The 24,958-nt window shown below is 45.1% G+C and carries 17 protein-coding genes; all 17 read left to right on the top strand.

The annotated features are described in order from the left end of the window. Positions 1–65: 65 nt before the first annotated feature. The 17 genes from spoIIID (at position 66) to MKX75_RS26355 (ending at position 24,766) form a co-directional block, all read left to right on the top strand. Entirely contained in the window at positions 66–353 is a 288-nt protein-coding gene (gene spoIIID, locus MKX75_RS26435; RefSeq protein WP_024632710.1) for a sporulation transcriptional regulator SpoIIID, read from the top strand. Positions 354–572: 219 nt separating this feature from the next. Beyond that, positions 573–1,571, top strand: a complete 999-nt coding sequence (locus MKX75_RS26430; RefSeq protein ID WP_062836970.1) for a rod shape-determining protein — start codon at positions 573–575, stop codon at positions 1,569–1,571. A 102-nt stretch (positions 1,572–1,673) separates the two neighbouring features. After that, entirely contained in the window at positions 1,674–2,558 is an 885-nt protein-coding gene (locus MKX75_RS26425) for a flagellar hook-basal body protein (RefSeq protein WP_062836971.1), read from the top strand. Between the two features lie 420 nt (positions 2,559–2,978). Continuing rightward, a complete protein-coding gene (locus tag MKX75_RS26420) occupies positions 2,979–3,818 on the top strand; it encodes a flagellar hook-basal body protein (protein ID WP_062836972.1) in 840 nt (279 codons plus the stop codon). Between the two features lie 12 nt (positions 3,819–3,830). Then, the gene (locus MKX75_RS26415) at positions 3,831–4,055 is read left to right on the top strand and encodes a DNA-directed RNA polymerase subunit beta (RefSeq protein ID WP_062836973.1); all 225 of its coding nucleotides are present in this window, start codon (positions 3,831–3,833) and stop codon (positions 4,053–4,055) included. 478 nt (positions 4,056–4,533) lie between these two features. Next, entirely contained in the window at positions 4,534–4,965 is a 432-nt protein-coding gene (gene fabZ / locus MKX75_RS26410) for a 3-hydroxyacyl-ACP dehydratase FabZ (RefSeq protein WP_036613058.1), read from the top strand. 111 nt (positions 4,966–5,076) lie between these two features. Next, positions 5,077–6,798 carry a phospho-sugar mutase gene (locus MKX75_RS26405; RefSeq protein ID WP_339167441.1) on the top strand — a complete coding sequence of 574 codons (1,722 nt, stop codon included), beginning with the start codon at positions 5,077–5,079 and terminating at the stop codon, positions 6,796–6,798. A 408-nt stretch (positions 6,799–7,206) separates the two neighbouring features. Beyond that, positions 7,207–9,228, top strand: coding sequence for a DUF5693 family protein (locus MKX75_RS26400; RefSeq protein ID WP_339167440.1), 2,022 nt, complete (start codon positions 7,207–7,209; stop codon positions 9,226–9,228). Continuing rightward, entirely contained in the window at positions 9,204–10,385 is a 1,182-nt protein-coding gene (gene csaB / locus MKX75_RS26395; RefSeq protein ID WP_339167439.1) for a polysaccharide pyruvyl transferase CsaB, read from the top strand. The genes MKX75_RS26400 and csaB overlap by 25 nt, the downstream gene beginning before the upstream one ends. A 7-nt stretch (positions 10,386–10,392) precedes the next feature. Beyond that, positions 10,393–11,154 (top strand): WecB/TagA/CpsF family glycosyltransferase, encoded by a 762-nt coding sequence (locus tag MKX75_RS26390; RefSeq protein ID WP_076254027.1) that lies wholly within the window; start codon positions 10,393–10,395, stop codon positions 11,152–11,154. Positions 11,155–11,527: 373 nt separating this feature from the next. Then, entirely contained in the window at positions 11,528–12,655 is a 1,128-nt protein-coding gene (locus tag MKX75_RS26385) for an MraY family glycosyltransferase (protein ID WP_036612523.1), read from the top strand. Positions 12,656–12,820: 165 nt separating this feature from the next. Further along, on the top strand, positions 12,821–16,777 hold the full coding sequence (locus MKX75_RS26380) for an S-layer homology domain-containing protein (protein ID WP_076332559.1): 3,957 nt from the start codon (positions 12,821–12,823) through the stop codon (positions 16,775–16,777). Between the two features lie 205 nt (positions 16,778–16,982). After that, the gene (locus MKX75_RS26375) at positions 16,983–17,324 is read left to right on the top strand and encodes a hypothetical protein (protein WP_076332560.1); all 342 of its coding nucleotides are present in this window, start codon (positions 16,983–16,985) and stop codon (positions 17,322–17,324) included. Between the two features lie 558 nt (positions 17,325–17,882). Next, the gene (locus MKX75_RS26370) at positions 17,883–20,900 is read left to right on the top strand and encodes an S-layer homology domain-containing protein (protein ID WP_339167438.1); all 3,018 of its coding nucleotides are present in this window, start codon (positions 17,883–17,885) and stop codon (positions 20,898–20,900) included. A gap of 137 nt (positions 20,901–21,037) precedes the next feature. Beyond that, complete coding sequence (locus MKX75_RS26365) at positions 21,038–23,638, top strand: hypothetical protein (RefSeq protein WP_339167437.1); 2,601 nt, start codon at positions 21,038–21,040, stop codon at positions 23,636–23,638. A 140-nt stretch (positions 23,639–23,778) separates the two neighbouring features. Next, complete coding sequence (locus MKX75_RS26360; RefSeq protein WP_339167436.1) at positions 23,779–24,345, top strand: hypothetical protein; 567 nt, start codon at positions 23,779–23,781, stop codon at positions 24,343–24,345. Positions 24,346–24,493: 148 nt separating this feature from the next. Next, the gene (locus MKX75_RS26355; protein WP_017691962.1) at positions 24,494–24,766 is read left to right on the top strand and encodes an alpha/beta-type small acid-soluble spore protein; all 273 of its coding nucleotides are present in this window, start codon (positions 24,494–24,496) and stop codon (positions 24,764–24,766) included. Positions 24,767–24,958: the final 192 nt, after the last annotated feature.

Below are 24,958 nucleotides of genomic sequence, written 5' to 3'. Positions count from 1 at the left end.
GCGAATATATAGGCATGCTCCTCATATAATGTACCAAACTATCCACACAGTAGGGAGGCGGGAGCGTGCACGATTACATCAAGGAACGGACCATCAAAATTGGTCGCTGCATTGTTGAGACGAGGAATACGGTCCGTACCATAGCCAAGGAATTCGGCGTGTCAAAGAGTACTGTGCATAAGGATCTGACGGAGCGTCTGCCGGAAATCAACCCTGATCTTGCTGACCAGGTGAAACACATTTTGGAGTACCACAAGTCGATCCGCCATTTGCGGGGCGGGGAAGCGACCAAAATCAAATACAAAAAAACGAGTGGCAAGAAACGTGAGGTGTTGGCTTCCGCCAAATCGTAAGCATCTTCACCAAGACGTAGGCCAAAAAGCTCACACATGCATTGAATCCCTCCCCTGAAGTATGATATGTTAAAAGCTGGTACAGGATCGAATTATGACATCTTATCAGCCCGATTTTTACATATATATGTTGCACTTTGTCGAACGAGCGGTGACGTGATAAGGGACTCTTTTTCACAGGATACGCTGACCAAATAATATCACTTTGGGGGCTCTTTTATGTTTAGCAAGGATATCGGTATTGATCTTGGCACGGCGAACGTGCTTATTCACGTGAAAGGAAGTGGGGTTGTCCTCGATGAACCTTCCGTCGTGACCATTGAAAGAGATACGAAGCGTGTCCTTGCTGTTGGGGAAGAAGCGCGTCGTATGGTGGGGCGTACTCCAGGTAACATTGTTGCCATTAGACCGCTGCGAGACGGCGTTATTGCGGACTTCGAAATTACGGAAGCGATGCTCAGACATTTCATTAATCGTGTGGGTGCAAGAAGCTGGTACAGCCACCCTCGAATTCTGATCTGTGCACCTACGAACATTACTTCTGTAGAGCAGAAGGCCATCCGTGAGGCGGCGGAACGCAGCGGTGCCAAAGAAGTGTTTCTGGAAGAAGAGCCGAAAGCGGCAGCGATCGGTGCGGGAATGGATATTTTTCAGCCGAGCGGGAATATGGTCGTGGATATCGGCGGCGGCACGACTGACGTTGCAGTCCTTTCTATGGGCGACGTGGTCACCGCCTCTTCTATTAAAGTCGCAGGGGACAAGTTCGACGAAGCGATTATCAAGTTTATCAAAGCCAAGTACAAGCTCATGATCGGTGAACGGACCGCAGAAGATATCAAAATTGCGATTGGTTCCGTGACGCCAGGTGGACGTCAGTCCGAGATGGATATCCGCGGACGCGATATGGTATCCGGTTTGCCTGTTACCGTAACGGTATCGGGAAATGAAGTACAGGAAGCGCTCTGGGATTCCGTGCAATCCATCATCGTGGCAGCCAAATCGGTATTGGAACGTACACCGCCGGAATTGTCAGCGGACATTATCGACCGTGGTGTTGTTTTGACTGGTGGAGGCGCATTGCTGAACGGACTGGACGAGCTTTTGTCCAATGAATTGCATGTACCGGTGTGGGTTGCTGAAGATCCAATGCATTGTGTCGTGAAGGGGACAGGCATTATGCTTAATAATTTGGATCAGGTGGTTAAGAAAAAGTTCTAATCTGCCGATATAAAAAGCAAAGGTTCGCCATGCTCGGAAAGCAGAACGGACAAGCAGCCAGCCTGTAATGCAGGACAAGCGCTTGAGGAGAGGGGTTAATTCATGTTAAGAGGTCTGTACACCGCTACTGCGGGAATGATTACGCAACAACGCCGCCATGACACAGCAACACAGAATATTGTAAATGCGAACACGACGGGATACAAACAGGTGAACAGCGTAAGTCGTTCCTTCCCGGAAATGCTCATTACCTTGGTAGGCGGAGATGCGAATCTCCCGACAAAGCGGCTGGGCAAGCTGAACACAGGGGTGTTCGCGGAAGAGAGTTTGTCCATGAATTTGCAAGGGACCATTATGGAGACTGGACAGAAAAATGATTTTTCCATCTCATCCAATATGACTGTCAATGATCCGCAGACTGGACAACCTGTCCCGTTTGACGCTTCAGGCAAATTTGTACGGGCCGATGGTACGGTAACTTACCAGCCTCAGGCGTATTTTACAGTTCAGGATGCACAAGGTAACACCGGATATACACGTGATGGTCACTTCGAGATTACTGGAACCGGACAGTTGCTGAGTTCAACAGGTTCACAAGTTCTGGATAATAATGGACAACCTGTAGTGTTGACAGGTTCGGTAGAGCAATTTAAAGTGGATGAGCAAGGCCGTCTTGTGGATGCAGCAACGGGTGCACCGACAGGCGTTACTCTCGGTATTAGTGTCATTGACCAGCCGAATCAACTGGTTCGTCAAGGTGATGGCAATTTCAGTCTGAGTGATGAAAACGGGGCAACTGCCCGGATGCTGGCTGCTGGTGATAATGTGCAGATCCGTCAGGGATACCTGGAAGGCTCGAATGTCGATGCTTCACAGGCAACGGTTGATATGAACGCTGCATACCGTGCATATGAAGCGAACCAGAAGATCGTTCAATTCTACGACCGCAGTTTGGAAAAAGCCGTCAATGACGTCGGTCGTGTATAACGCCGACGTTTAAATATAACCGCGTAGCGGAGAGCCAAACGCCCTTTGCGTAGCAAAGCAGAGAGGCTCACGCGAAGCGCAAGAGCCTAAACGCAGCCGAGCTTATGCGAGGAGTGCGTAGCAGTGCCTGAGCGAAGCGACGGTCTCGACAGCCCTTTGCGAAGCAAAGCAGGGAGAGACCACGCGGAGCTACCACGCCGCATAAAGAGCGTGCCGTGCTATGATTCAGCCATGTGAAACTATGGCGGCAATCATAGCACGGCAGTCGCGGCGCATAAACACCACCGCCACTTAGCAAGATCGTACCCCACTTACCTAATCCGCCTGTTTCGGGAGTCCAGAGGGCAGCGCCATCTGGGGCCCTCCCTACTAGGGAGGGTTTGGGAGGGTGGACAGGAACCAAGGGAGGGTAAACCACCGATGAATAATTCCATGATTAGTGCCAAAGTTTCCATGACCGCCATACAGCAGCGTCTGGATGTCATTTCCGATAATATTGCCAACGTGAATACGGCAGGCTATAAGAGTAAACAAGCGGCTTTCGAGGATGTGCTGACCCGGGTTCAACAACAACCGGATAAGTATAAGCTCGACGGACGCTCCACACCGATGGGCTATAACCTCGGTTTTGGTGCTCGTTTGGCGGATGTGACGAAGGATATGTCTCAGGGCACCTTAAATGAGACAGGCCTTCCGACCGATTTGGCCATTGAGGGAAATGCCATGTTTGCAGTTGAAGCGAATGGGGAGAAAATGTGGACACGTCAGGGTGCATTTCATTTTGTACCGGATACAAGACCGAAACCTACTCCCAATTCACCAGATATGATGGTGATGGTCAATGGCGAAGGTCACTTTGCTCTGGATCGTTTAGGAAACCGTATTACGGCACCGAATAATAGCAAAGTTGCTTTTGATGAAAATGGCAACCTGTTAATCCGACGCGGTAATGAGGCGAACGCAACCATTGGAGCACAGCTGCAAGTGGTAGACATTGAACGCCCTGAGGGGCTCGTACAGTATGCAGATAATCTGTTTGGGCTGGATGCGGGATTAACCGAGGATGATGTATTTGGCGCTGATGCAGCTACACGTCAAGCGACAGCCATGATCCGCCCAGGTTATCTGGAGCAATCCAATGTGGATTTGACACAGGAGATGGCTTTGCTTATGCAAGGACAGCGGACATATCAGCTGGCGGCACGGGCGCTAACTTCGAGTGACTCCATGATGGGTCTTGCCAACACTATAAGAGCGTAAAAGGTGAATGTGATGACAGAAACACAGCAGCAGAACAGTAAGCCAGAGAAGAAGGAAGTCAAGAAGAAGAAGAGTGGATGGCGCATCGCAAGATGGTTTCTGGTTCCGGTCCTGCTTGTTCTTGCCCTTGCTGGCGGAATGGTAGCTGGATATGTGGTACTGGGCAAACAGGATATCGGTTCCGTATTGCAATGGAGTACATGGGAACATGTATATAATCTGGTATTCGCTCCATAATGTAACGAGTTAAGCGAAAACTCCTGCGCAGGCAGGAGTTTTCTTTTTGACGTTGAAAACAGTATAATGATGGATGACGTTTGACGTCAAAAGAGGCCTCCCCTGCGAAAGACATTCGTCATCGCGAAGAGAGACCCCTTATCTTAACCTTCACTACTGCAGTCATGAAGGATATAACTAGTGTTAACCGAAAATATGCTTTCCATACAAAATTTAAAAACAAAAATTTATATGAGACTTCGATTGATCGTAGGGTTTTCATATCGGCGCTGGAAGTAGTGGAGGGAACGGAATCGTTCGAAAGAAGCGAAGCGCTCGCCTTTGTTTCCAAATGTTATCCATCTGAAGAATAGTTCAGAAACATTAGGAAACAACAGCGATCGAAAGAACGATCCGTAACCGTAACGATAACCTATGCGCACATGAAAAATTCATGATGAAGAACGCTCATATAAACATCCCGAGAGGAGATTACATTGTGCTCGATATCAAACAGATTCAAGAGATCATCCCGCACCGCCCCCCGTTTTTGCTGGTGGACAAGATTCTAGAGATTGAGGATGGCAAACGTGCCGTTGGTTTGAAAAACGTAACCATTAACGAACCTTTCTTCATTGGTCATTTCCCAGAGTATCCGGTAATGCCGGGTGTACTGATTACAGAAGCGCTGGCGCAAGTTGGTGCCGTAGCCATTCTGAATTTGGAAGGTAACAAAGGAAAAATCGGCTTTTTGGCGGGACTGGACAACTTCCGATTCCGTGGACAAGTTGTGCCCGGAGATACGTTGATTCTGGAAGTAGAGATTACACGTCTGAAGGGTTCGATTGGTAAAGGTAAAGCAACTGCCCGAGTGAACGACAAAGTGGTCGCTGAAGGCGAGATCATGTTTGCACTGTCTGACCCAAGCTGATTACATACGTGAGCATTTACATCATGCAGGAACGTACACGGACCGAATGATGCAAGATGCTGAAGTAACTCAGCACACCTGAATTTATATAGACGGAAGGGGTTTATCGGAATGGAACAGTTAAGTACAGCAGCAGCAGAAACGTTGCAGCAATGGTTGGAGGATGCTTCGATTGATGAAGCAACGAAACAGGAGCTTCGTGACTTGCAGGATCAGCCGAAAGAGCTGGAGGAACGTTTTTACAGAAACCTGGAGTTTGGTACAGGAGGATTGCGTGGAGTCATTGGTGCCGGAAGCAATCGGATGAATCGTTACACTGTGGGTCGGGCGACGCAAGGGTTTGCGCGTTATCTCCTTGAGCAGCATGGTGACCAAGAAGGCAAACCTTCTGTCGTCATTGCTCATGATTCCCGTCATTTCTCACCTGAATTCACACTGGATGCTGCGCTTGTACTGGCTGGAAACGGCATTGTGGCCAAGCTGTTCCCATCCTTGCGTTCAACTCCGGAGTTGTCATTCGCGGTGCGTCATCAGAATGCAACTGGTGGAATTGTCGTTACAGCGAGCCATAACCCACCTGAATATAACGGATATAAAGTCTACAATCATGAGGGTGGTCAGTTGGTACCGGATGAAGCTGAAAAAGTCATTCAGTACATTCAAGAAGTGCCTTCTCTTGCTGACGTGAAGAAGCTGACGCAAGAAGAAGCAGAAGCTCAAGGCCTTCTGATCTGGTTGGGTGAAGAGCAAGACCAAGCGTTCGTGGATACCGTAGCAAGCCGCAGTCTGAGCCGCGAACTGATCCAAGCCGGCACAGGCCGTGATTTCAAAATCGTATACACACCGCTTCACGGAACAGGCAACATCCCTGTACGTCGCGTGCTGGAGCAGATCGGATTCGAACAAGTGCACATTGTAGCTGAACAAGAACAGCCGGATGCTGAGTTCTCTACAGTGAAATCCCCCAACCCGGAAGAACGCGAAGCGTTTACGCTTGCAATGAAGCTGGGAGAATCCGTAGGGGCTGACATTCTGATCGGAACAGATCCGGATGCAGACCGCATGGGTGCTGTTGTGAAAGACAACGATGGTAAATATTTCGTCTTGTCCGGTAACCAGTCGGGTGCCATTATGGTACATTACCTGTTAAGTCGCCTGCAAGAGACAGGTACACTGCCAAGCAATGGTGCGGTTGTCAAAACGATCGTAACAAGTGAGATGGGTGCTGTCATTGCTGAACATTACGGTGCAGAAGTGATGAACACACTGACAGGCTTCAAATATATTGGTGAAAAAATGAACCAGTTCGAAGCTACAGGCAGTCATACATTCTTGTTCGGATATGAAGAGAGTTATGGCTACCTTTCCGGCAACTATGCCCGTGACAAGGATGCTGTCCTTGCCTCGATGCTGATTGCTGAAGCTGCTGCGTATTATAAGAGTCAAGGTAAGACGCTCTATGATGTCTTGCAAGAGCTGTACAACCAATTCGGATACTTCCTGGAGAAGCTGGAGTCCCGTACGCTGAAAGGCAAAGACGGTGTGGCTCAGATTCAGGCCAAAATGACCGACTGGCGTTCCAATCCGCCACAAGAAGTAGCGGGAATTGCTGTACAAGATGTGCTGGACTATTCCCTTGGTCTGGACGGTCTTCCGAAGGAGAACGTATTGAAGTTCATTTTGGCAGACGGTTCATGGTTCTGCCTGCGCCCTTCAGGAACGGAACCGAAGATCAAAGTATACTTCGCCGTGCGTGGAGAGAACTTGGAAGATGCGGAAAGCCGGATCGAGCGTCTGGTGACTACAGTGATGTCGCGTGTAGACGCACAATAATACGAATGCAGCAATGAGCAAGAACATGAGAAGGCCTCTCCGCACCGTAAGGTTGGTTGGCGGAGGGGTTTTTATTTGGAATATTACAGATGGATCTATATAAATTGAACTGAACATTTACACGAGAACGTAGAGGGCAGAAATAACCTGAAGAAGTGAAACGTTCGCCTTTATCACCAGATTTTCACCTTTATTAAAAGTGGATCAAAAAAATCGGGGGATAACAGCGATCGGAAGGTTGTTCTGTCATCGAAGTGGCAAGTGTAAATATTGCTTTAGTTCAATTTATATGGCATATAACAGGGCTTGTTGACACAAGCTGTTTGTAACCTATTGTATAAATGTTAAATGAACGAATTACTTGAGCTGAACGTGCATTTGGTTCCAACACTTGAGGAGGTACATGTAGTGCGTCAAAAATGGCTTTATTGGAATAACGCTTCTCGGAAGTGGTTGTGGCTCGTCGTTATTATCGGTCTGGTTGCGTCCATCCCTGTCATCAGTGATCGGGTGCAGACAGAATCTTCTGCCAAAAAGGTGGAGCTTGTCTTCAACTATAGAGGTCTGCTGGATATTTCCGCCTATCAGGCACATCCGCAAGATTTCATGAATGAACAATTGACTCGTCTAAAAGACGCTGGCGTAACAACGATGGCTGTGTTCGAAAGTACATTGGACGAGCTGAGAAAGACACGCCGACTGATGGTGTACAACGGCCAGGATCTCGCGAACCTGACCAAAGATGTGATCCCTTCTAATGCAAATTACACGTATGTGTTATTTACATCGGAGGAAAACGCACAGACGTATACCCCTATTATTGAACAAACGTTCGCTGATCGGCAGATTCCGGTGCAACCATGGGAATATGAAGGTCGTAGCGGCTTAATATTGCAGACTCCTCCGGAGAATGCCAACATGCAGCCTTTGCAGCCCGATCCGGTTGCCGTGAAGATGCTTCGTGATAAAGGTTTCTACATTTTGCCGCGCATCTCGGACGGTGTGCCATACAGCCAGGAATCGATGGAGCGCTTGCTTACCTTCTTCGAGGAGAATGGCGTGAAGCGCATCTTGTTTGATGGTGATGCTGTGAAAGGGTACAATGATAATGCAGAGATGAAAAGTCTCGACCAGTTCGCACAATTGCTGAACAAGCACAATATTGGTCTTGCAGCCATCGAGAACTTGAAGAAACCGCAGTCTGGATTCCAGACCCTTGCTTATAAAACGGACTACAATGTCGCGCGTCTGTACTCACTTAGTGATGGAGATGCCAATCTGGATGTAGATACGATTGCTGACCGTTTTGTTCTGGCAACCAAAGACCGAAATATTCGTATGCTCTATATGAATGCTTCGCCTAGTCGGAATACAGCCAAGGCTATGATTACAGATCCAATTGAGAATCTGATCAACAGCCTGGGTGAACCGGGTCATGCAGTAGAACGTATGGCGAAGCATGGATTTGAACTTGGACAAGCTGAAGCATTTACAGTTAAGGATTCGTCGATTCAGCGTTATGCCAAGCTGGTTGCTCTCGTTGGTGCAATTGCGATGATTGCACTTATGGTTTCTTATTTCATCCCACTACTGACATTGATCGCATTTGTAGTTGCTCTGGTGGGCAGTGCCGGATTGTTCCTTTTGAAACCAACGCTGCTGGAGCAAGGAATTGCCTTGCTTGTGGCCATAGCCGCTCCAACCATAGCGATGGTGCTGGCTGTTCGTACAGTGAACTATCAGCAACAGCGTCAACCCGACGCATCTGCGGGTCGTCGTTTGAAGCAAACATTAGTTTTATATGTAAGAACATCAATTCTTTCGTTCCTGGCGGTACCTTTTGTCATCGCGTTGCTTAACAGCATTACGTACAGTCTGGTGATTAACCAGTTCCGCGGCGTGAGTCTGTTGCACTTTGCACCTATGGCCCTGGTAGCGATTTACATTGTGTTTTATCGTGGTTCAGGTTCGTTCTCGATCAAGAAAATTAAAGAAATGCTTCGTATGCCAATTAATGTTTTAATGGTTGTTTTGGCACTCGTTGCTGCCGTTGTTGGATACTATTATTTGAGCCGTACAGGCAACTCGGGTTCAGTAACACCATTCGAGATGTTCCTGCGTACCACGTTGGAAGATACGTTCGGTGTACGGCCGAGATTTAAAGAATTTATGCTGGGACACCCGCTGTTTATCGTTGGCGTGTTCGCCGCTTTAAAATATCGTAAAGTCATCTTTGTGCTCATTATTGCAGCGATTGGACAATTGTCCATGGTGGATACGTTCGCGCATATCCATACGCCGGCTGTATTGTCACTCATTCGTGGAGTGATGGGATTGGGACTTGGCTTAATCTTCGGTATCATTGCTGTGGGTGTGTGGCAAGTAGCGGAAGGATGTTGGAAAAAATGGTCACCACTTCTCAAAAGTTAGTCATCTCGGGGTATTACGGATTCCGCAACAGCGGAGACGAAGCGGTGCTAAAGTCGATTTTGACAGCGCTGGAAGAGGAAAGTCAGAGGTCTAACGTCACCATTGAACCGATTGTACTCTCGGGTGATCCCGAGTGGACAACCTCCATGTACGGTGTGCGCTCTGTGCATCGAATGAAACTGAAGGAAGTCCGTGAAGCTCTCAAGGAGAGTGACGGATTAATCAGTGGCGGAGGAAGTCTGTTGCAGGATGCAACTGGACTGAAATCCATTCCTTATTATCTGGGTGTCATCAAGCTGGCCCAGTGGTTGAAAAAACCAACGTTTATCTATGCACAGGGGATTGGTCCTGTGAACCGTAAAATTTTCAATCCGATGATCAAATCGGTCTTCAAGGCCTGCACCTATGTATCCGTTCGGGATGAACAATCTGCAGACTACCTGCGTGGGCTCGGGCTACAGTGGAATCAGATCCATGTAGTACCCGACCCAGTAATGGGCTTACCATTACCTGAAAGTCATTCGAAAACTGGAGTAGGCGCTACTTTAGCAGATGCTGCTAACCAAGCTAACCGAGTGGAACCTTCATCTGGAGGACATACCAAGCTTCCCGTGATCGGCGTATCGGTGCGGTTCTGGGAGTCAGACCGTAAAGAGCTTACGGCTATTGCCGCCGGATTAAAAAAGCTATGCTCGAAAAGAGCCGTGCACTTGCGTTTTCTGCCGTTTCATTTGCCAGTTGATGAACAAGCATCACGATTCCTTATGGAAATGCTCGGTGATGTGACCAGCAAAGGCAGTGAGATTAGCATCACTCAAGATCTGACCGATCCTCAGCTTATGCTGGAGGAAGTCAGCAAGTGTGATCTTGTCATTGGTATGCGTCTGCACAGTCTGATCTATGCGGCATCGCAGTATGTGCCTCCGGTGGGCATCTCGTATGATCCGAAAATCGATCAATTCCTGCTTCGTCTGGATAGTGAGCCGGCAGGCAATACGGATACACTCGATGGTGACAAGCTCGCCAAGACGGTCGTTGGACTGTTGGATCAACGTTCACAGTGGTTGAAGGAACATGAAGAAGGCATCACTGAACTGAAGCAGGAAGCCAGAGTGCCTGCACAGCAGATTATTAACTATTTAGGCCGCAAAGGATGAGATAAAGATGAGTCAGACCGGATCAATACCTACCGTTTCGATCTACGGCATTCCTTTTTCCAAACTGACGATGAAAGAAACGGTGAAGGTTCTCCAGGAAGCTGTGCTGTCCAAGCAGACACCCCATCAGGTCATTACAGCCAACCCGATTATGGTTATGGCCGCATTGGAAAATCCCGCAATTATGGAAGTCATGCAAGCTGCGGAATTGATTGTTCCTGATGGAACAGGTGTCGTATGGGCTGCTAACTATTGTGGAGATCCTGTAGCTGAGCGAGTGCCGGGATTTGAGCTTTTACATGAATTGCTGCGTGTTGGAGAAAACTATCGATGGGGCGTATATCTGCTGGGTTCCACCCCTGAGGTGATTCAAGAAACGGCAGTTCGGTTACAACAGCAGTATCCGGCGATTCGTATTGTGGGTTATCGCGACGGTTATTTTGGTCCGGCTGAGGATGAGCAGGTCATCGCTTCCATACGGGAAGCTGCACCTGATCTGTTGTTTGTAGCACGTGGGGCAGACACCCAAGAACCGTGGATTCACAAACACAAAGATGCACTACAAGTTCCCGTAACCATGGGCGTTGGCGGCAGCTTTGATGTGATTTCGGGCAAAACCAAACGTGCGCCTGTCCTGTTCCAAAAGTTAAGACTGGAATGGTTCTATCGCTTATTGCGTGAACCAAGCCGGGCTGGCCGGATGCTTGCGCTTCCGAAATTCGCTGTTAAGGTGATGCGTGACAAAGAAAACGTGACGAAAGTCCGTTAAAAACAGGTAATTGCGAGATAAATGCGTGTTTTTGCTAGAAATTGAGGATGGCTTTTCGGGTGTGATGAGCGTATAATTCATTCCGGATTACATGTGTGCCACTCAAATGAAACTTTAAGTTGCACGTTGCCACTTCGATGTCAGAATAACCTTTTGATCGCTGTTATCTCTGGATTTCTTTTATCTAACCTTTTCAAGGTTGAAATCCCGCGATAAAGGCGAACGCTTCGCTTCTACAGGTTATTTCTGCCCTCTCCGTTCTGGTGCAAATGGCATTTCATCAAAAGTGACTAACAAATATTTTTATATATAAAAAGAGATCAGGGGATTTATAATTTCGTACAGGTATTATAATTGGGGGTCGAATGTTCAAATGGTAGCGATCTTTATCATTGGATTTATCGTGTCAATGGGACTGGCTCTTGCCCTGACACCGCTTGTCAAAAAGTTCGCAGTCCGCATTGGCGCGATGGATACGCCGAATGCACGTAAAGTACACACACGGATCATGCCACGTCTTGGTGGTCTGGGAATATTCCTGGCCTTTATTATTACAGTTGCTGCATTGCTTCCGTTTGTATCGGCATGGTTCACGACGCGGGATATGAGTTTTGTCAGCGCGTTTCTGATTGGTGGAACGATTATCGTACTGATCGGAGCACTCGATGATCGGTTTGAACTGTCGGCCAAAGTGAAGTTGCTCGGTCAGATCGTTGCTGCTTCTGTCGTTGTATTCGGATTTAATATCCGCGTAGATTTCGTTAACATTCCTTTTCAGGATTCCTACTCTTCACTCGAAGCTTGGGTATCCATTCCGCTGACGATCTTATGGATCGTTGGTGTAACTAATGCGATTAACCTGATTGATGGTCTGGATGGTCTGGCTGCCGGTGTATCTGGTATTGCCATTGGTACCATTGCCGTGATGTCCTTCCTGATGGGGAACATGATGATTGCCTTGATGTGTCTTGTATTGCTGGGTAGTATTATCGGATTCCTATTCTTCAACTTCCACCCGGCTAAGATCTTCATGGGGGATACCGGATCACTATTCCTTGGTTTCTCTCTTGCGATGTTGTCCATGCTCGGATTCAAACAAATTGCTATCGTGTCCTTCATTACCCCGTTGATCATTATCGGTGTGCCGCTCTCGGATACCTTCTTCGCGATTATCCGTCGTGCGGTACAACGGAAACCGATTTTTGCACCGGATAAAGGCCACCTGCATCACTGCTTGCGTGAACTTGGATTCAGTCACCGTCAGACGGTACTGATTATTTATGGAATCGCTGCGTTCTTCGGAGTTCTGGCGATTATCCAATCTTCCGCTGCCATGTTCGAAGCAAACTGGGTAACGTTTGTGGTCATCTGTATCATGATGTTCTTCCTCCAAGTGGGAGCAGAAGTCATCGGACTTGTTAGCAAAACGAGAAGACCGGTTATTAACTTCCTGATGCGCATGCGCGTCAAGTTGAATCCGGAGACTCGTTCGAAATCATAAATAGATAAATGTAATGGTTACAGCTATTCTTGAATATTATTCCAGACCCAACCTTATCCCTTGTGGATAAGGTTTTTTGTTTATTTTGAGGTTTTTACTAAATAATTGGAACCTTTTGCCGATATATAAAGGTAACTGACTTAAAAAGAGGAGAGATGATACGTAATGCAACAAAAGAAACGGCCGTTGGTCTGGATCATGTTGGTCACCATGGTGTTCTCATTGTTCCCACAAGGTCTATTCGGTGGGGCTGTTGCTTCGGCTGCAGACGGTGATCCGGTAACTCCTGGATCTAATGCTTATACCACATATTTTACGCCAGATCTTAGAACATTGCGGGAGACCGCTGCTCTATCTATAGTTCAAGATGCAACCAAGGCGTTCTTGACACGTTCGAATGCATACACAACCTCAACTTCATCAATTACAATTTCAGGTTCTTATGCATTTGTATCCAATACGAGCTTGAAGGTTAAAGTGGAACAACTGAACTTGGTTACATCCGGTTCAGATAGCAAATGGGTACCAGACTCCACTAAATCAATTACAACTGCGGTTACTGCTGATCCAAGTGGTAATAACAAATTCACAGCCAATAACCTGAATCTGTTCCCGGGATTCAACCGGGTTACTTTCTCGGGTAACCAGGGATCAGTTGAACGCTCAGATACATTCTATGTATTGTACGATCAGGCTCCATTTATTGAGAGCTTCCAAGTATTTACGGACAGTTCCGCTACTGGCGGTAACAAGTCCTATAACTTGAATGAAGGTTCCAACACGGTTGTAGATACCCAACGTGTATCTATTCAAGGTAAAGTGCAGAACTCTACACTTGTAAGCGTAAAAGTGAACGGCGGAGACGAGATCAATGCTTCCATGTTGCAAGATGGATCGTTCTTCTTGCCACAGTTAGCATTAAAAGCAGGACTGAATAATCTGAAGTTCAAAATTTCAAGTGCATCCAATGCCATTGAAACAGAACGTTCCATTTATTATTTTGATAAAGATCAACCTTTTACGGATTTGAAAGTGCAATTGGGTGGACAGGACAAGTCTATTTTGGGTAGCAATCCAACCTTTACAGGTACCAGTCAAACCAATGCAACATTGACTGGACAGGTATTGCTTCCGTATTCAGCGAACCCTAATCCATTTAGTCCAACGAATGGTGAGATCACGTTGTCTAATGGCAACTTGACGCAACCAACAAATTTTGTGTTTGAGTCGGATCCTGATGAAGAGGTACTAATCACGGGCTCGGATGGTGTAACCATTGAGTATCGATTGGTGAAATTTAAGGTTACAACACCTTACAACTTGGAGATGGATGGCACATCTCCGAAGAAGAATCAAACACTTCGTCTTCGTCTCGCATACGGTAATTTCAGTGCGGGATATAACGCAAGCTATACCTTTTCCCCGGGGGCACAGGATATCACAGAGATCTACTATTTGCCTGATTATAAAGAAGGCGAAGCCATTGATTCCCAAACAAAACTTGATGGCACTAAGCTGCAAAGCGATGAATTCTACATCTTGGTAGAATCCAGTGAACCCATCACAGGTGCGCTTGTGGGTGAATATTTACCAACAGGTACTACAAAGCTTACAATTGACCCTGTCAATACTGTGGATGAGATGAAACTAAAAGATAACCAAAAAATCTATAAAATATCGGGTTTCCTTGGTGGAGATCAACAAGTACGCTTTTACTATGGTAGTCCGACAAACTTACCTAAGATTGTGAAAATTTCTTATGTAACAGCGAGCTCTATTTATGTGGAAAGTCTTCAAAACGGACAAACCTACACTTTTAACTCGAAGAGCAGTACGGATAAGCTTACGTTAAAAGGTCGTTTCATTGGTTTCAAAACCCTAGACGGGGATAACTTTGTCGCGGAAATACTTGTGAATGGTAAAAAATTTACACCTTCAACCACATTCCCGAAAAAAGAGGATGGAACGTTCAGTGTAGATCTTCCCGTCTTGAAATCAGGACCGATTGTCTATGGTGAGAACACGATTCTAATCCGTGCTACAGATGAGGATGCGAATAAACTTCCAATCACCATCTCAACTACGTTGAAGATCAACGTCATTGACCAGAATCAGTCGACAGTGACATCTTTCATGCCTACGCTGATTCCTAAGGACTCACGTCAGCAGTTTATTAACAAACCAATTACGCAATATGAAGATGACGAGATGAAGCGCATTTTCTCGGTTACACCTGAATTTGCTTTCAAAGAAGATAAGTATGTAACAAGTGAAGAGAATTATGACCTCGTCATTAATGGCGGTGGCGCTGATATTGTGAACGTCTACTTTGGTTCTGATAAAATTTTCACCAAAGAGTTGACGGCCGATACCATCTTCGAAGTTAATCAGCCTGGCGGAACTGGTTTGCCAAGCTATGATATTACTGGTAACAGTGACCTGTTTATCGCACGGATTCAGAATCTTAAGTTTGATGTACCAGGAACGCATGTGTACACACTCGAACTGATCAACAGCACAGGTGCGAGAACGACACAACGTCTTGAGATTGTACGCGAACCTTCTTCTTACCGCATTTTGTCTCCACAACCTACGGTGGGTAACAACATCGTTGTGAACAAAAACTTTGTTCGTTTCGATATTGAAGCTGAGGGAGCTTCCCAAGTATTGATCGGTAAAGAGCCTGCAGTTAAACGTACCGATATGAATAACCGCTTTGTATTGGATTATGTAGGACTCAAAGCAGATAAAAATAATGCAATCAAGATTCAGATTATCCGCGAGGGCGGCACGATCAACGATACAGTCAATGTGTATTACACAGGTGCAATCGCGATTGATTCACAGTTCATGGCTCCTAAGGTAGCCAACAAATATACCGTGTTCAACAAAAATGTGGTGCTATCATTCCCGAAAGGAACGGTATTGCAATCGACAACAACAAGTGGCATGGTGAAGTTCTATCCAGACAACAAACTGCTGTTTGGTATCGCTGATCCAAAAGACGGTGTTGTAGAACGGAAGAATGACTACGGTAATGTTATCGGAGTTAATGCAGATGACAGAAGTACCAATGGTGCCAGCGTAATCCGTATTCCTACCGAGTTGTCTAGCTTCTTCGCCTCGGTAATTAATACAGCCAACTTTACTCAAGTATCTGATATTTACTGGATCAACGGTGGTCTGGGTGAACTGGGTGATCGTGGTACGAACGGATACAAAGCGGGAACGAACGGAATTACGCCGTATTCCATTGATGGAGAGTTTACGAGATATGCTCAAGAGCGTATTCTGACCCCATCCCAGCGCGGAACGTTAACACTGAGCTATGATCCATCCATTGTTGACGATGTAGGGTCTACGATTACGGTATATCGTTACTCAGATGACTCTAATGTAGGTAAATGGGTTTCCATAGGTGGTGCAGTGGACACGAAGAGTCACACCATCACCGTTCCGTTTGATGAATTTGGATATTACAAAGTGATGAAGCAAAGTCAAAGCTACCCGGATATCACAAATCATCCATGGGCACGGAACTTGCTGAATGCGATGTATTCCAAAGGAATCATGAATCCGCTCAGAACCAATGCGTTCGGTGCGGATGATCAGACAACACGTGGCGAATTTGCTACTTTGCTTGTCAAAGGTATGGATATCCAATTGGTTAAACCGAGCAAAACAACCTTCACAGACGTTTCCGAGAACACCAAATCGGATCGTTGGACGTATGAAGCGATTGAAACAGCAGCACGCGCAGGGATTGTTCAAGGGCTTAGTGATGGCTTCTTTGGACCAGATCAGCCGGTTACACGGGAGCAAGCAGCGGTTATGATTGCACGGGCAATGAATGCCAAGCTTGCAGCCAATGACAGTAAGCTGACAGCTACTTTGGCCAAATCGTTCCTGGATTCAACTTCTATCGATTTCTATGCACGACCAGCCATTGTGGCGGTTACCAAAGCGAAAATCATGGAAGGAAGCCCTGTAAACATTCCAGGTGCAGCCAAAACGCAATTCCAATTCAATCCAAAAGGTAATATGACTCGTGCAGAAGCAGCCAAGATTGCAGTAGAACTGCTTAAGAAGAGCACGAAGTTATTCCCTAAAACATTGAGCTAATCTAGCATTGTTGAGATAATTTTAGGAAGGACCTGTCCCTTTTACTAAAAGGGGTGGGTTCTTTTTATGACTGTAGAACAGCTTGTATAGAATTCATTTATAATAGAAGAAAACTGTTTTTTACCAATAACTATTTTTGTAATTTGCTAGAGATTAAGATACAATAACGGTAAATACACAATGATCTAGAGGGTGAAGTTAGCTAATGAAACCGATTTATTCGAGAGCCCAATTGGGTTACATGAAGGCAAAGACACAGTTCGAGAAGCAGGCAGTCATTCTGGAGAAAAAGTTGGAAGATACACGTAAGACCGAAGAGATCTCTCAGGAAGTAATGGAAGGGCTTGTACAGTCCACCGGCTTCCATGATGCGTATAACAGTCTGGTTCTGGCCGAGAATGAATTGATTGAATGGTCTCACACCACGATGAAGCATGAGAAGACATACCGGGAGAACAGACAACCAATTGACGATATGTATCTGAGATTGAATAGTGATCCGAATATGCGTGCTCAGATTATTGAGCTAGCGATGAAGATCCGCTAAGTTATAGTCACTGATCCAAGAAGAGGTGCCCTGAGGGCCCTCTTTTTTTATTTTCAATATTGTAGAATTTGTCGCTTCATCGTGGAAAATAACGGGTATAAATAAACGTCCACATCATTCCTTACACAGGGTGATTTCGGAGGAAAGGTCATAAATACAGCTGCATCAAAGGTTTTGAACCCGCTAGAGACCCGCACTGCATCAATACATAAATAAGTTCAAAACTTTTTTTGAGGAATCCGCAACTTTTTGAAATCTGCTGCGTTTAAGATGTAGAGTCAAAAACATTGGGGATCTTACCAAGATTGACCTCGTGAAGAATCTTGTCTATTTATTAGAAAAAATTGCTTTACGGCACGAGAGACCCATTGTATAATACGTAAGGTAGGATTAGGAAACTACTCTATTTACGTATGATTCTATCATTTATTCTTGTTTACAAGTTTCTGTGATATGCTCACAGACATCATTTATATTAACTTGCTCATAACTCTGGAAAGGGGGTGCGACAATAGAATGAGGAATACGAGCGACCCTATTAAAGAAAATTCCAATGTTATGAACGCCCAAGGAGGAGACAAAAAGGTTATGAAGAAAATTTTATCCGTAGCATTGTCTACAGCAATGGCATTCTCAATGTTTGCATCTGTAGCATTCGGTGACACAGCAGTAACACCACAACAACAGTTTGACGCATTGAAAGCAAAAGGTATCTTCACTGGTTATCCAGATGGTTCAGCTGGTCTGGACAAAGAGATGACTCGCGCTGAGTTCGCAAAAGTTATCACTAAATTGCTCGGTCTGAAAGAGATCACTGGAACTCTTTCTTACACTGACAAAAACTACACAGCTAAAAACTGGGCTGTACCTTACATCGAAGCAGTAACTGCTGCGGGTATTATGGAAGGTAAAAACGTAGAGAAAAAAATCTTTGACTTCAATGGTAAAGTGACAGTAGCTGAAATGGCTACAATCTTGACTCGTGCACTTGATCTTGAAATCCCAACTGAAACTAACAACAATGCAGCAGCATGGGCTAAAGGTTATGTTCAAGCAGCGATCAACGCAGGTCTGATCGACGCTAACGCTAACTTCTCTGGTAATGCTTCCCGCGAATTGTTGGTAGGTGCAGCTTACTCTATCGATCAAGCTCAAAGCTTGAAAGTAGAATCTTACACAGTAACTGAAGCTGGTAAAGTAGTTGAATTCAAAATCAGCGACGGCGAAACTGTAAAAGTAACTTTGGATAAAGCTCTTGAAGCTAACAAAGAAACTGAAGTGAAATTCACTTACAAAGATAAAGAGTTCACTGAGAAAGTTACTTATGTAGTAACTGCAGCGACTAAAGTTCAAAGCGTATCTGCTAACAACTACAAACAAATCACTGTAGCATTTGATGGTGAAGTTCAAGAAGCTTCTGCTACAAATGTAAAAAACTACACAATCGATGGTTTTGAATTTGAATCTGCTAGTCTTTCTGCTGACAAGAAAGTTGCAACTTTGTTGTTGAAACAAGCTGATGCAGATACATTGGATAGACAAAAAGAATATACAATTGCTGTGAATGTGAAAAATGCTAACGAATCCAAAACTTTGGAAGAAAAAGTTAAATTCACACCGATTGATACAACTGTTCCTACAGTACAATCCGTAACTGGACTGGGAACTAAAGCTTTTAAAGTTGTATTCTCTGAGCCTGTTAAACAATCTACAGTTAATACTACTTCCAACTTCCGTATCAACGGAAATGCTGTTTCTGGATCTGTGAAATACTCTTACCCTAATACTGCAATCATCACTACTGATCTTCCAGTTGGTAACCACAAGTTGACTGTAAGCAATGTAGAAGATTTCGCAGGGTTCAAGATTTCTTCTGCTGAGCAAGAATTTACAGTAGCTGAAGACACTACTGCACCAGAAGTGGTTTCTGTTAAAACTACTGATTTGACTGAAGTTGAGATTAAATTCAACGAAACAATTAAATCTGTAGGTACTGTATATCACACTACATCTGGTTACACTGCTAGTTCTGTAACTATTAATGATGACACTGTGAAATTGGTATTCAATCAAAAGTTGAGTCTCTCTGAGAATACAGTATATCTGCAAAACGTAACAGACTACAGCAATAACTCTGCTAATCGCGAAGTAAAAGTGACTCCAGTATTGGACACTCAAAGACCAGCAGTTGTAGGTGTGAAAACTGAATTGGTGAACAATGATTCTGCTCACAAATTCACGTTTGAATACAGCAAAAATGTAGAGTCTGCTGACGCACGGGAACCTAAGAACTACACTGTTAAAGATTCTGCAGGTAAAGTAGTTGCAGGTAAAGGTCTAGATTCTAACGGTCACCCAGCTGTTTCCATCAGCTATGACCCAACTACTAAAAAGGCATCCTTCACTTTGCTTGGTAAACTGGATGCAGGTAAATATACTGTTGAAGTAGCGGGTGTTCGTGATACAGCTTCTATTGCCAACACTATGCTTCCATACACCACAACTGTAGATGTATCTAACACAATTCGACCAGTAGTTTCCACTACATGGGTAGAAGAAACTACTGCTGGAAATAAATATGATTCCGTAATTTATGTACAATTCAGCAAAGCTATGGCTATCAGTGGTGCTGGAGATGTAACTCAAGTTAATAAGTATAACTATGCTACTAACTTTGATGCCGTTACAAACGGTGGTACTTTCAGACCAATTCCGTCTGATTCCAAAGTTGAACTGGTTAATGCTGAAACAGTGAGAATCACATTGCCACGTTCTGAGACATCATTGCTGGCAGCTGGTACTGATTTGGGTCTGCGTATTGCTACTGTAGCTGACACAAATGGTAACTATGCTGGTTCTGACTATCTTGTATACACAGCAGTTAAGGCTAAAAGTGCTGTAACAATCGGTGTAGAAAAAGCTGAAGCAACAGCTACAGATACTGTTAAAGTTACTTTCCAAAGCACTTTGTCTAACGTTGATATTAATGATTTCACAATCAATGGTGTTGCACCTAAGTCTGTAGATACTACTACTACTGATGGTAAAACTGTCGCAACATTCACACTGAATAGCGATAGCAAATTTGCTCCTGATCTGGCTGGAAGCGCGTTTGTAATCAGCTCAACTCCAAAATCTCAAAATGCTTTTGGTGCTCCACTGAGCAGCGCGGCAGTTACTTTGGTTGACAAAATTGCTCCAACAGTAACTGATACTGCTGTTGTTGTGGCGAAAGATACTTTTGGTACTGGCCCTGATGCACCACAAAATGTATTCTCTGCTACAGTAGAGTTCAATGAAACACTCAAAGTTACAAACACTCCTAACCTCTTTACAGTACGTGTTGAAGGTAAAGCAGTTACTGTAGTTGGTGCAGAACCAGATGGTAAAAACCTTGTTGTTTACTTCAATGGTGTTGATAATAACTCCATTACTGACAAACAATTGGTTGAAGTATTCTTGAAAGATGTAAATACTGAAGCTGGCGTAGTTACTGATTTGAAAGATAATGCAGCAAAATCTTTCACAAAATCAGTTAATGTACCAGTGGCAGTTGCTGGATCCTTGACTTACTAAGTTCAATATCCAGTTTAAAACCTCTCCCTTAAGGGAGAGGTTTTTTATTATCAAGAAAACACAACAACATCGTAACTTTCTCCCCTTCCCAAACGTTTATACTATAAAGCAACAAGCAACTTATGGGAGGTTTGGAAGTGGATCAAAAGAAAATGTTTGTGAGCTTGCTCGCAAGTGCGATGTTGATCAGTTCAACAGCTGGCATCGCCATGGCATCGAGCACAACCAATAAAACGGCTGCCACCAGTTCAAATAGCAGTACATCGAAGAAAACGACAACAACAACGCAGAAGGTTGTACATACCCTTGGTAACCTGTCAGCTGTTAAAGTGACAGCACGAAGTTCCGTAAGATTAACAGATGTAAATATTTTGGCTCAAGACGATGGTAATGTGGTTACGTATACATTGTCTTACAAGAACAATGACAGCACCCCAATGATGATGCTCGATTACTGGAGCAAAGTGAAAACCAAGGGTGGAACATCGTTCTCGCCTAAACTGATCGCCAAAGATCAGGAAAAGAAAACGGTCGCGCCTGGATCAACCGTTGAGTTGACCTATGTTATGAAGGTGGGTCGCGAGGTGAAACTCAGTGATCTGAACTTTCTCATCGTGAAGTGGGATTTCAGTCAAGCTAACTATGAACGTACGCTGGGTAAGTTTAATGTGCCCGCATCCTATAGCATTACTACACCTGTAGGAAAACCAAAGACGGTTCGTCTGAGCGACTCTGCGGTGAAGGTGAAAGTATCAGGTATTAAAGTGTTTCCAGGTGAAGATAAGAAACAGTATGTGAAAATTGGCGTGAATTTAAACAATATTAGTTATAAATTGCTTGAAAATCCGAATATCAAATGGATCTTACGTACGCCAAGTGGTACGAATTATCCGCTAACCCCGGATAAAGACAGCACGAGTGTCAGTATTCAAGCCCAAGCTAATAAGGCTCTCAGTCTGATGGCATCTCTTCCTACGTCAGTGAAGCTGCAAAAGTCTGAGTTGTTGCTGGTAGAAGAGCAGGGTGAAGAGAAGAGTGTTCTGCCTGTTGCTGCACTGCAATTGCCAGAGGCTAGCAAGACGAATGTAGAGGTTGCTGCCAATCAGCCCAATATCATTTCTGTTGAAGGACAACGACTGTCCACATTGCTTGAATCTGCCAAAGTCCGAATGGATGATGGTGAGTACAGTCTTAACCTTCAAATGAAATTCAAGAATGAAGGCAAGAAAGTCATTAAGGTGCCGACATATACCTTCGAGGTACGAAATACAGACGGAACAGTTAATCCGATCGAAACCAAAGCTTTGGATACATTGAAGTTGAACCCGGGTGATATCAAGACGATTAAGCTGAGTGCAACCCTTCAGGGTGATGGGGATACAAAAAAAATCAAGCTCTATGTAATGAGTCCGGTGGATAAAAATGAAAGTACAGAGTCAACAACAGCTTCTTCTCCAACCAATGGATTTGTTTTCTCCTATCCTGTAGGTGTCTATGCAATCCCTGAGTCGATATCCAGCGGAGATGGATTGACGACCGAAACGGTCATTAAAAATAACAAAGGTACATTTGGTGTGTCTTTTGGATCGTTACAGCGTTTGCCTTGGCTGGACAGTGATATTGTTGCTGCCAAAGTGACCATTCGTAATGCAGGTAACAAAACAGTTCAACTTCCTGAGCTTGAAGCGATGTTTATGATTGATTCTGCTGAGATTGAGGGAGACAAGAAGCTAATCTACACACAAAGTGGCAAGCTACTTGGAGCGGGCATGACAACCGAGGCTTACTTGTTGACCAAGATTCCTTCTGAATTACGTATATCTCGTCTGGAACTTAGTCTGAACGAGAAAGTTAGTGAAGAAGAGACGAATGAGTGGATTACGTTAAATACGTCTGGATTAATTCCACCGGTATCTTATGTTGGAAGCGGCAAGACATACACATCGGGTACTGCTGATAAAGAGACCGAAATGGGTGTGCGGAGAACGATTCGTTATCCGGGAACGTCATCGGACATCGTGTATACAGAATTCGAAATGACGAACAAATCACTGCGTCAAAGTGGCCACGGTAAACTGGTAGGTTACTTCAAAACATCGGATGGCCAGTATTACAGAGCAACTGCGAAGCAAGCAGAGCGTCTGCCTGGTCCAGGACAGAAGTCGATTGTTACGTTCTGGGCTAAGATTCCGAAGTCCGTTACTTTCTCAGACCTGCGTCTGATTGTGGGTGAAGGTATTGCAGACAGCAAGTTTGTAACCGGTGAAGGGGAAGCGACTGCTTATGTGAATGCTCTGGCATTCGAAGTACCGCCAACCTCCATTAGTGTTCAAGGTTCGTTAACTAATATTGATCTCTATCCTTATTCTTGGACTGCCAACAGTGTGAGAGCATATCTGGCAGGCAGCTCATCTGTACAGATTGAGATGAATTACAGCTTATCCCGTAATGAAGAGATTGAGATGGGTGAGAACGAGCACAAGTTAATCCTCACTCTGACGGATCAAGCAGGTAAATCATATGAGAAAGAGCTGACTTTGGGAACCGATCTGAAAGTGGGAACCAACCAGACACTGAGCTGGAGCGTAGAAGACAGCTTCTTCGAGAAGTTGCGTGGTGGTTCGTATCGCTTAAGCGTAGATGATCAGTTCCAGGGACAACGTCTTCGTCTTGCGGAACAAAGCTACGGATATGACCTGACCAAGCTACCGAAGGAAGAACCTGTCGATTTGAGATAGATGCATAGATTCGAATAATCGTAAGATTTGTCCACAAAACCTCGTTTCCACCCCAACGGAAACGAGGTTTTGCTTGTGGCATCCCTATTTTTTCTCTATAGTTAAAGTTAATAGATTACCAGAGGAGGAAAATGATTCACATGAAACCTTATATGAAAGTATCCCTTGCTGCGCTCGCGATTGGTGTTGGCGTGTGGGTTGGGTCGGTATATAGCAATACGGCCATCGGTGCAGGTACAAGTCAGCCAGGAACAGCAGACGATCCGGTTGTAACGAAGAGTTATGTTGACCAACAGATTCAAAAAGCATTGGGTGGAGGCGTTAGCACGGGTTCTGGCAACTCATCAGGCAGCAATAACGGCTCGACCGGAACCGGAAACTCCGGTAGCACAGGTGGAGACACATCACTTCCTCCACTGGTCTCAGGCGCTACTGATGCCGTTGAGATTGTCACCGTGAAGCCGGGTCAACAGCTGATCGGCAAGTCTGGCGCGGAGTTCATTGTACGTAGCGGTAAAGCTGTGATCGTCAGTGAAGGTACGAACGGTGTAGCTGATCTGACGGACGGGATTGATCTGACCAATGGACAGGCAGCGCCGACCAATCACCTGCTCTCTTTTCCAAGGGATGGACGGGGGATCACGGTATTGGAAGGAAACAAATATAGCCTAACTGTAATGGTTCGTGGTGGATATACTTTGAAATAGAATTTGTAGCTGTTAAAGGAATTATTCATTCGTTATGCTTTTCATTTGCTCAGATTACCCAGTTCTAACAATCATTAATACGGCTAGCCAGCCTTGTTCCTGCTCACTCTATAACTGTTGACAACCAATTAACGGAGGTGCAGGAACCATGGCTAGAAGCAATCGCAAAGTGGTACCGGAAAGTCGTCAAATGCTGGATCAGATGAAGTATGAGATTGCTGCAGAGTTTGGTCTCAATGTAGGTTATGGTGGCAGAGGTTTGGCTGGTGCGGATACAGAATTTGGATCTGAACTGGGTGAAGTGAGTGATCATTCCTATGGGCAATATAAAGGGTGGGGACATCTGACTTCCCGTGAGAATGGATCGGTTGGTGGAGAGATTACCAAAAGGCTAATTCGTCAGGCAGAGCAGCACTTATAGGGCATTTTCCTTACCCCGTTTCGTTTGACACGTCTTGACAAATACGTTAAGATGGCATTTGAGGTATGCAACCTTTTCCACTAGGGAAAGGTTGATTTTCGTTTGAGGCAATTACCTGAAAAATCCTTATCTTCGTAACTGCGGACCCTGCGTCCTTATTCCATTTTGGAAAGCTTCGAGGGTACAGTGAAC

It is taken from the genome of Paenibacillus sp. FSL R5-0341 (assembly GCF_037975235.1).
Classification (GTDB): Bacteria; Bacillota; Bacilli; order Paenibacillales; family Paenibacillaceae; genus Paenibacillus; species Paenibacillus amylolyticus_A.
Note: the sequence above shows the minus strand (reverse complement) of the source record. Positions and strands in the feature narration are given on the sequence as shown.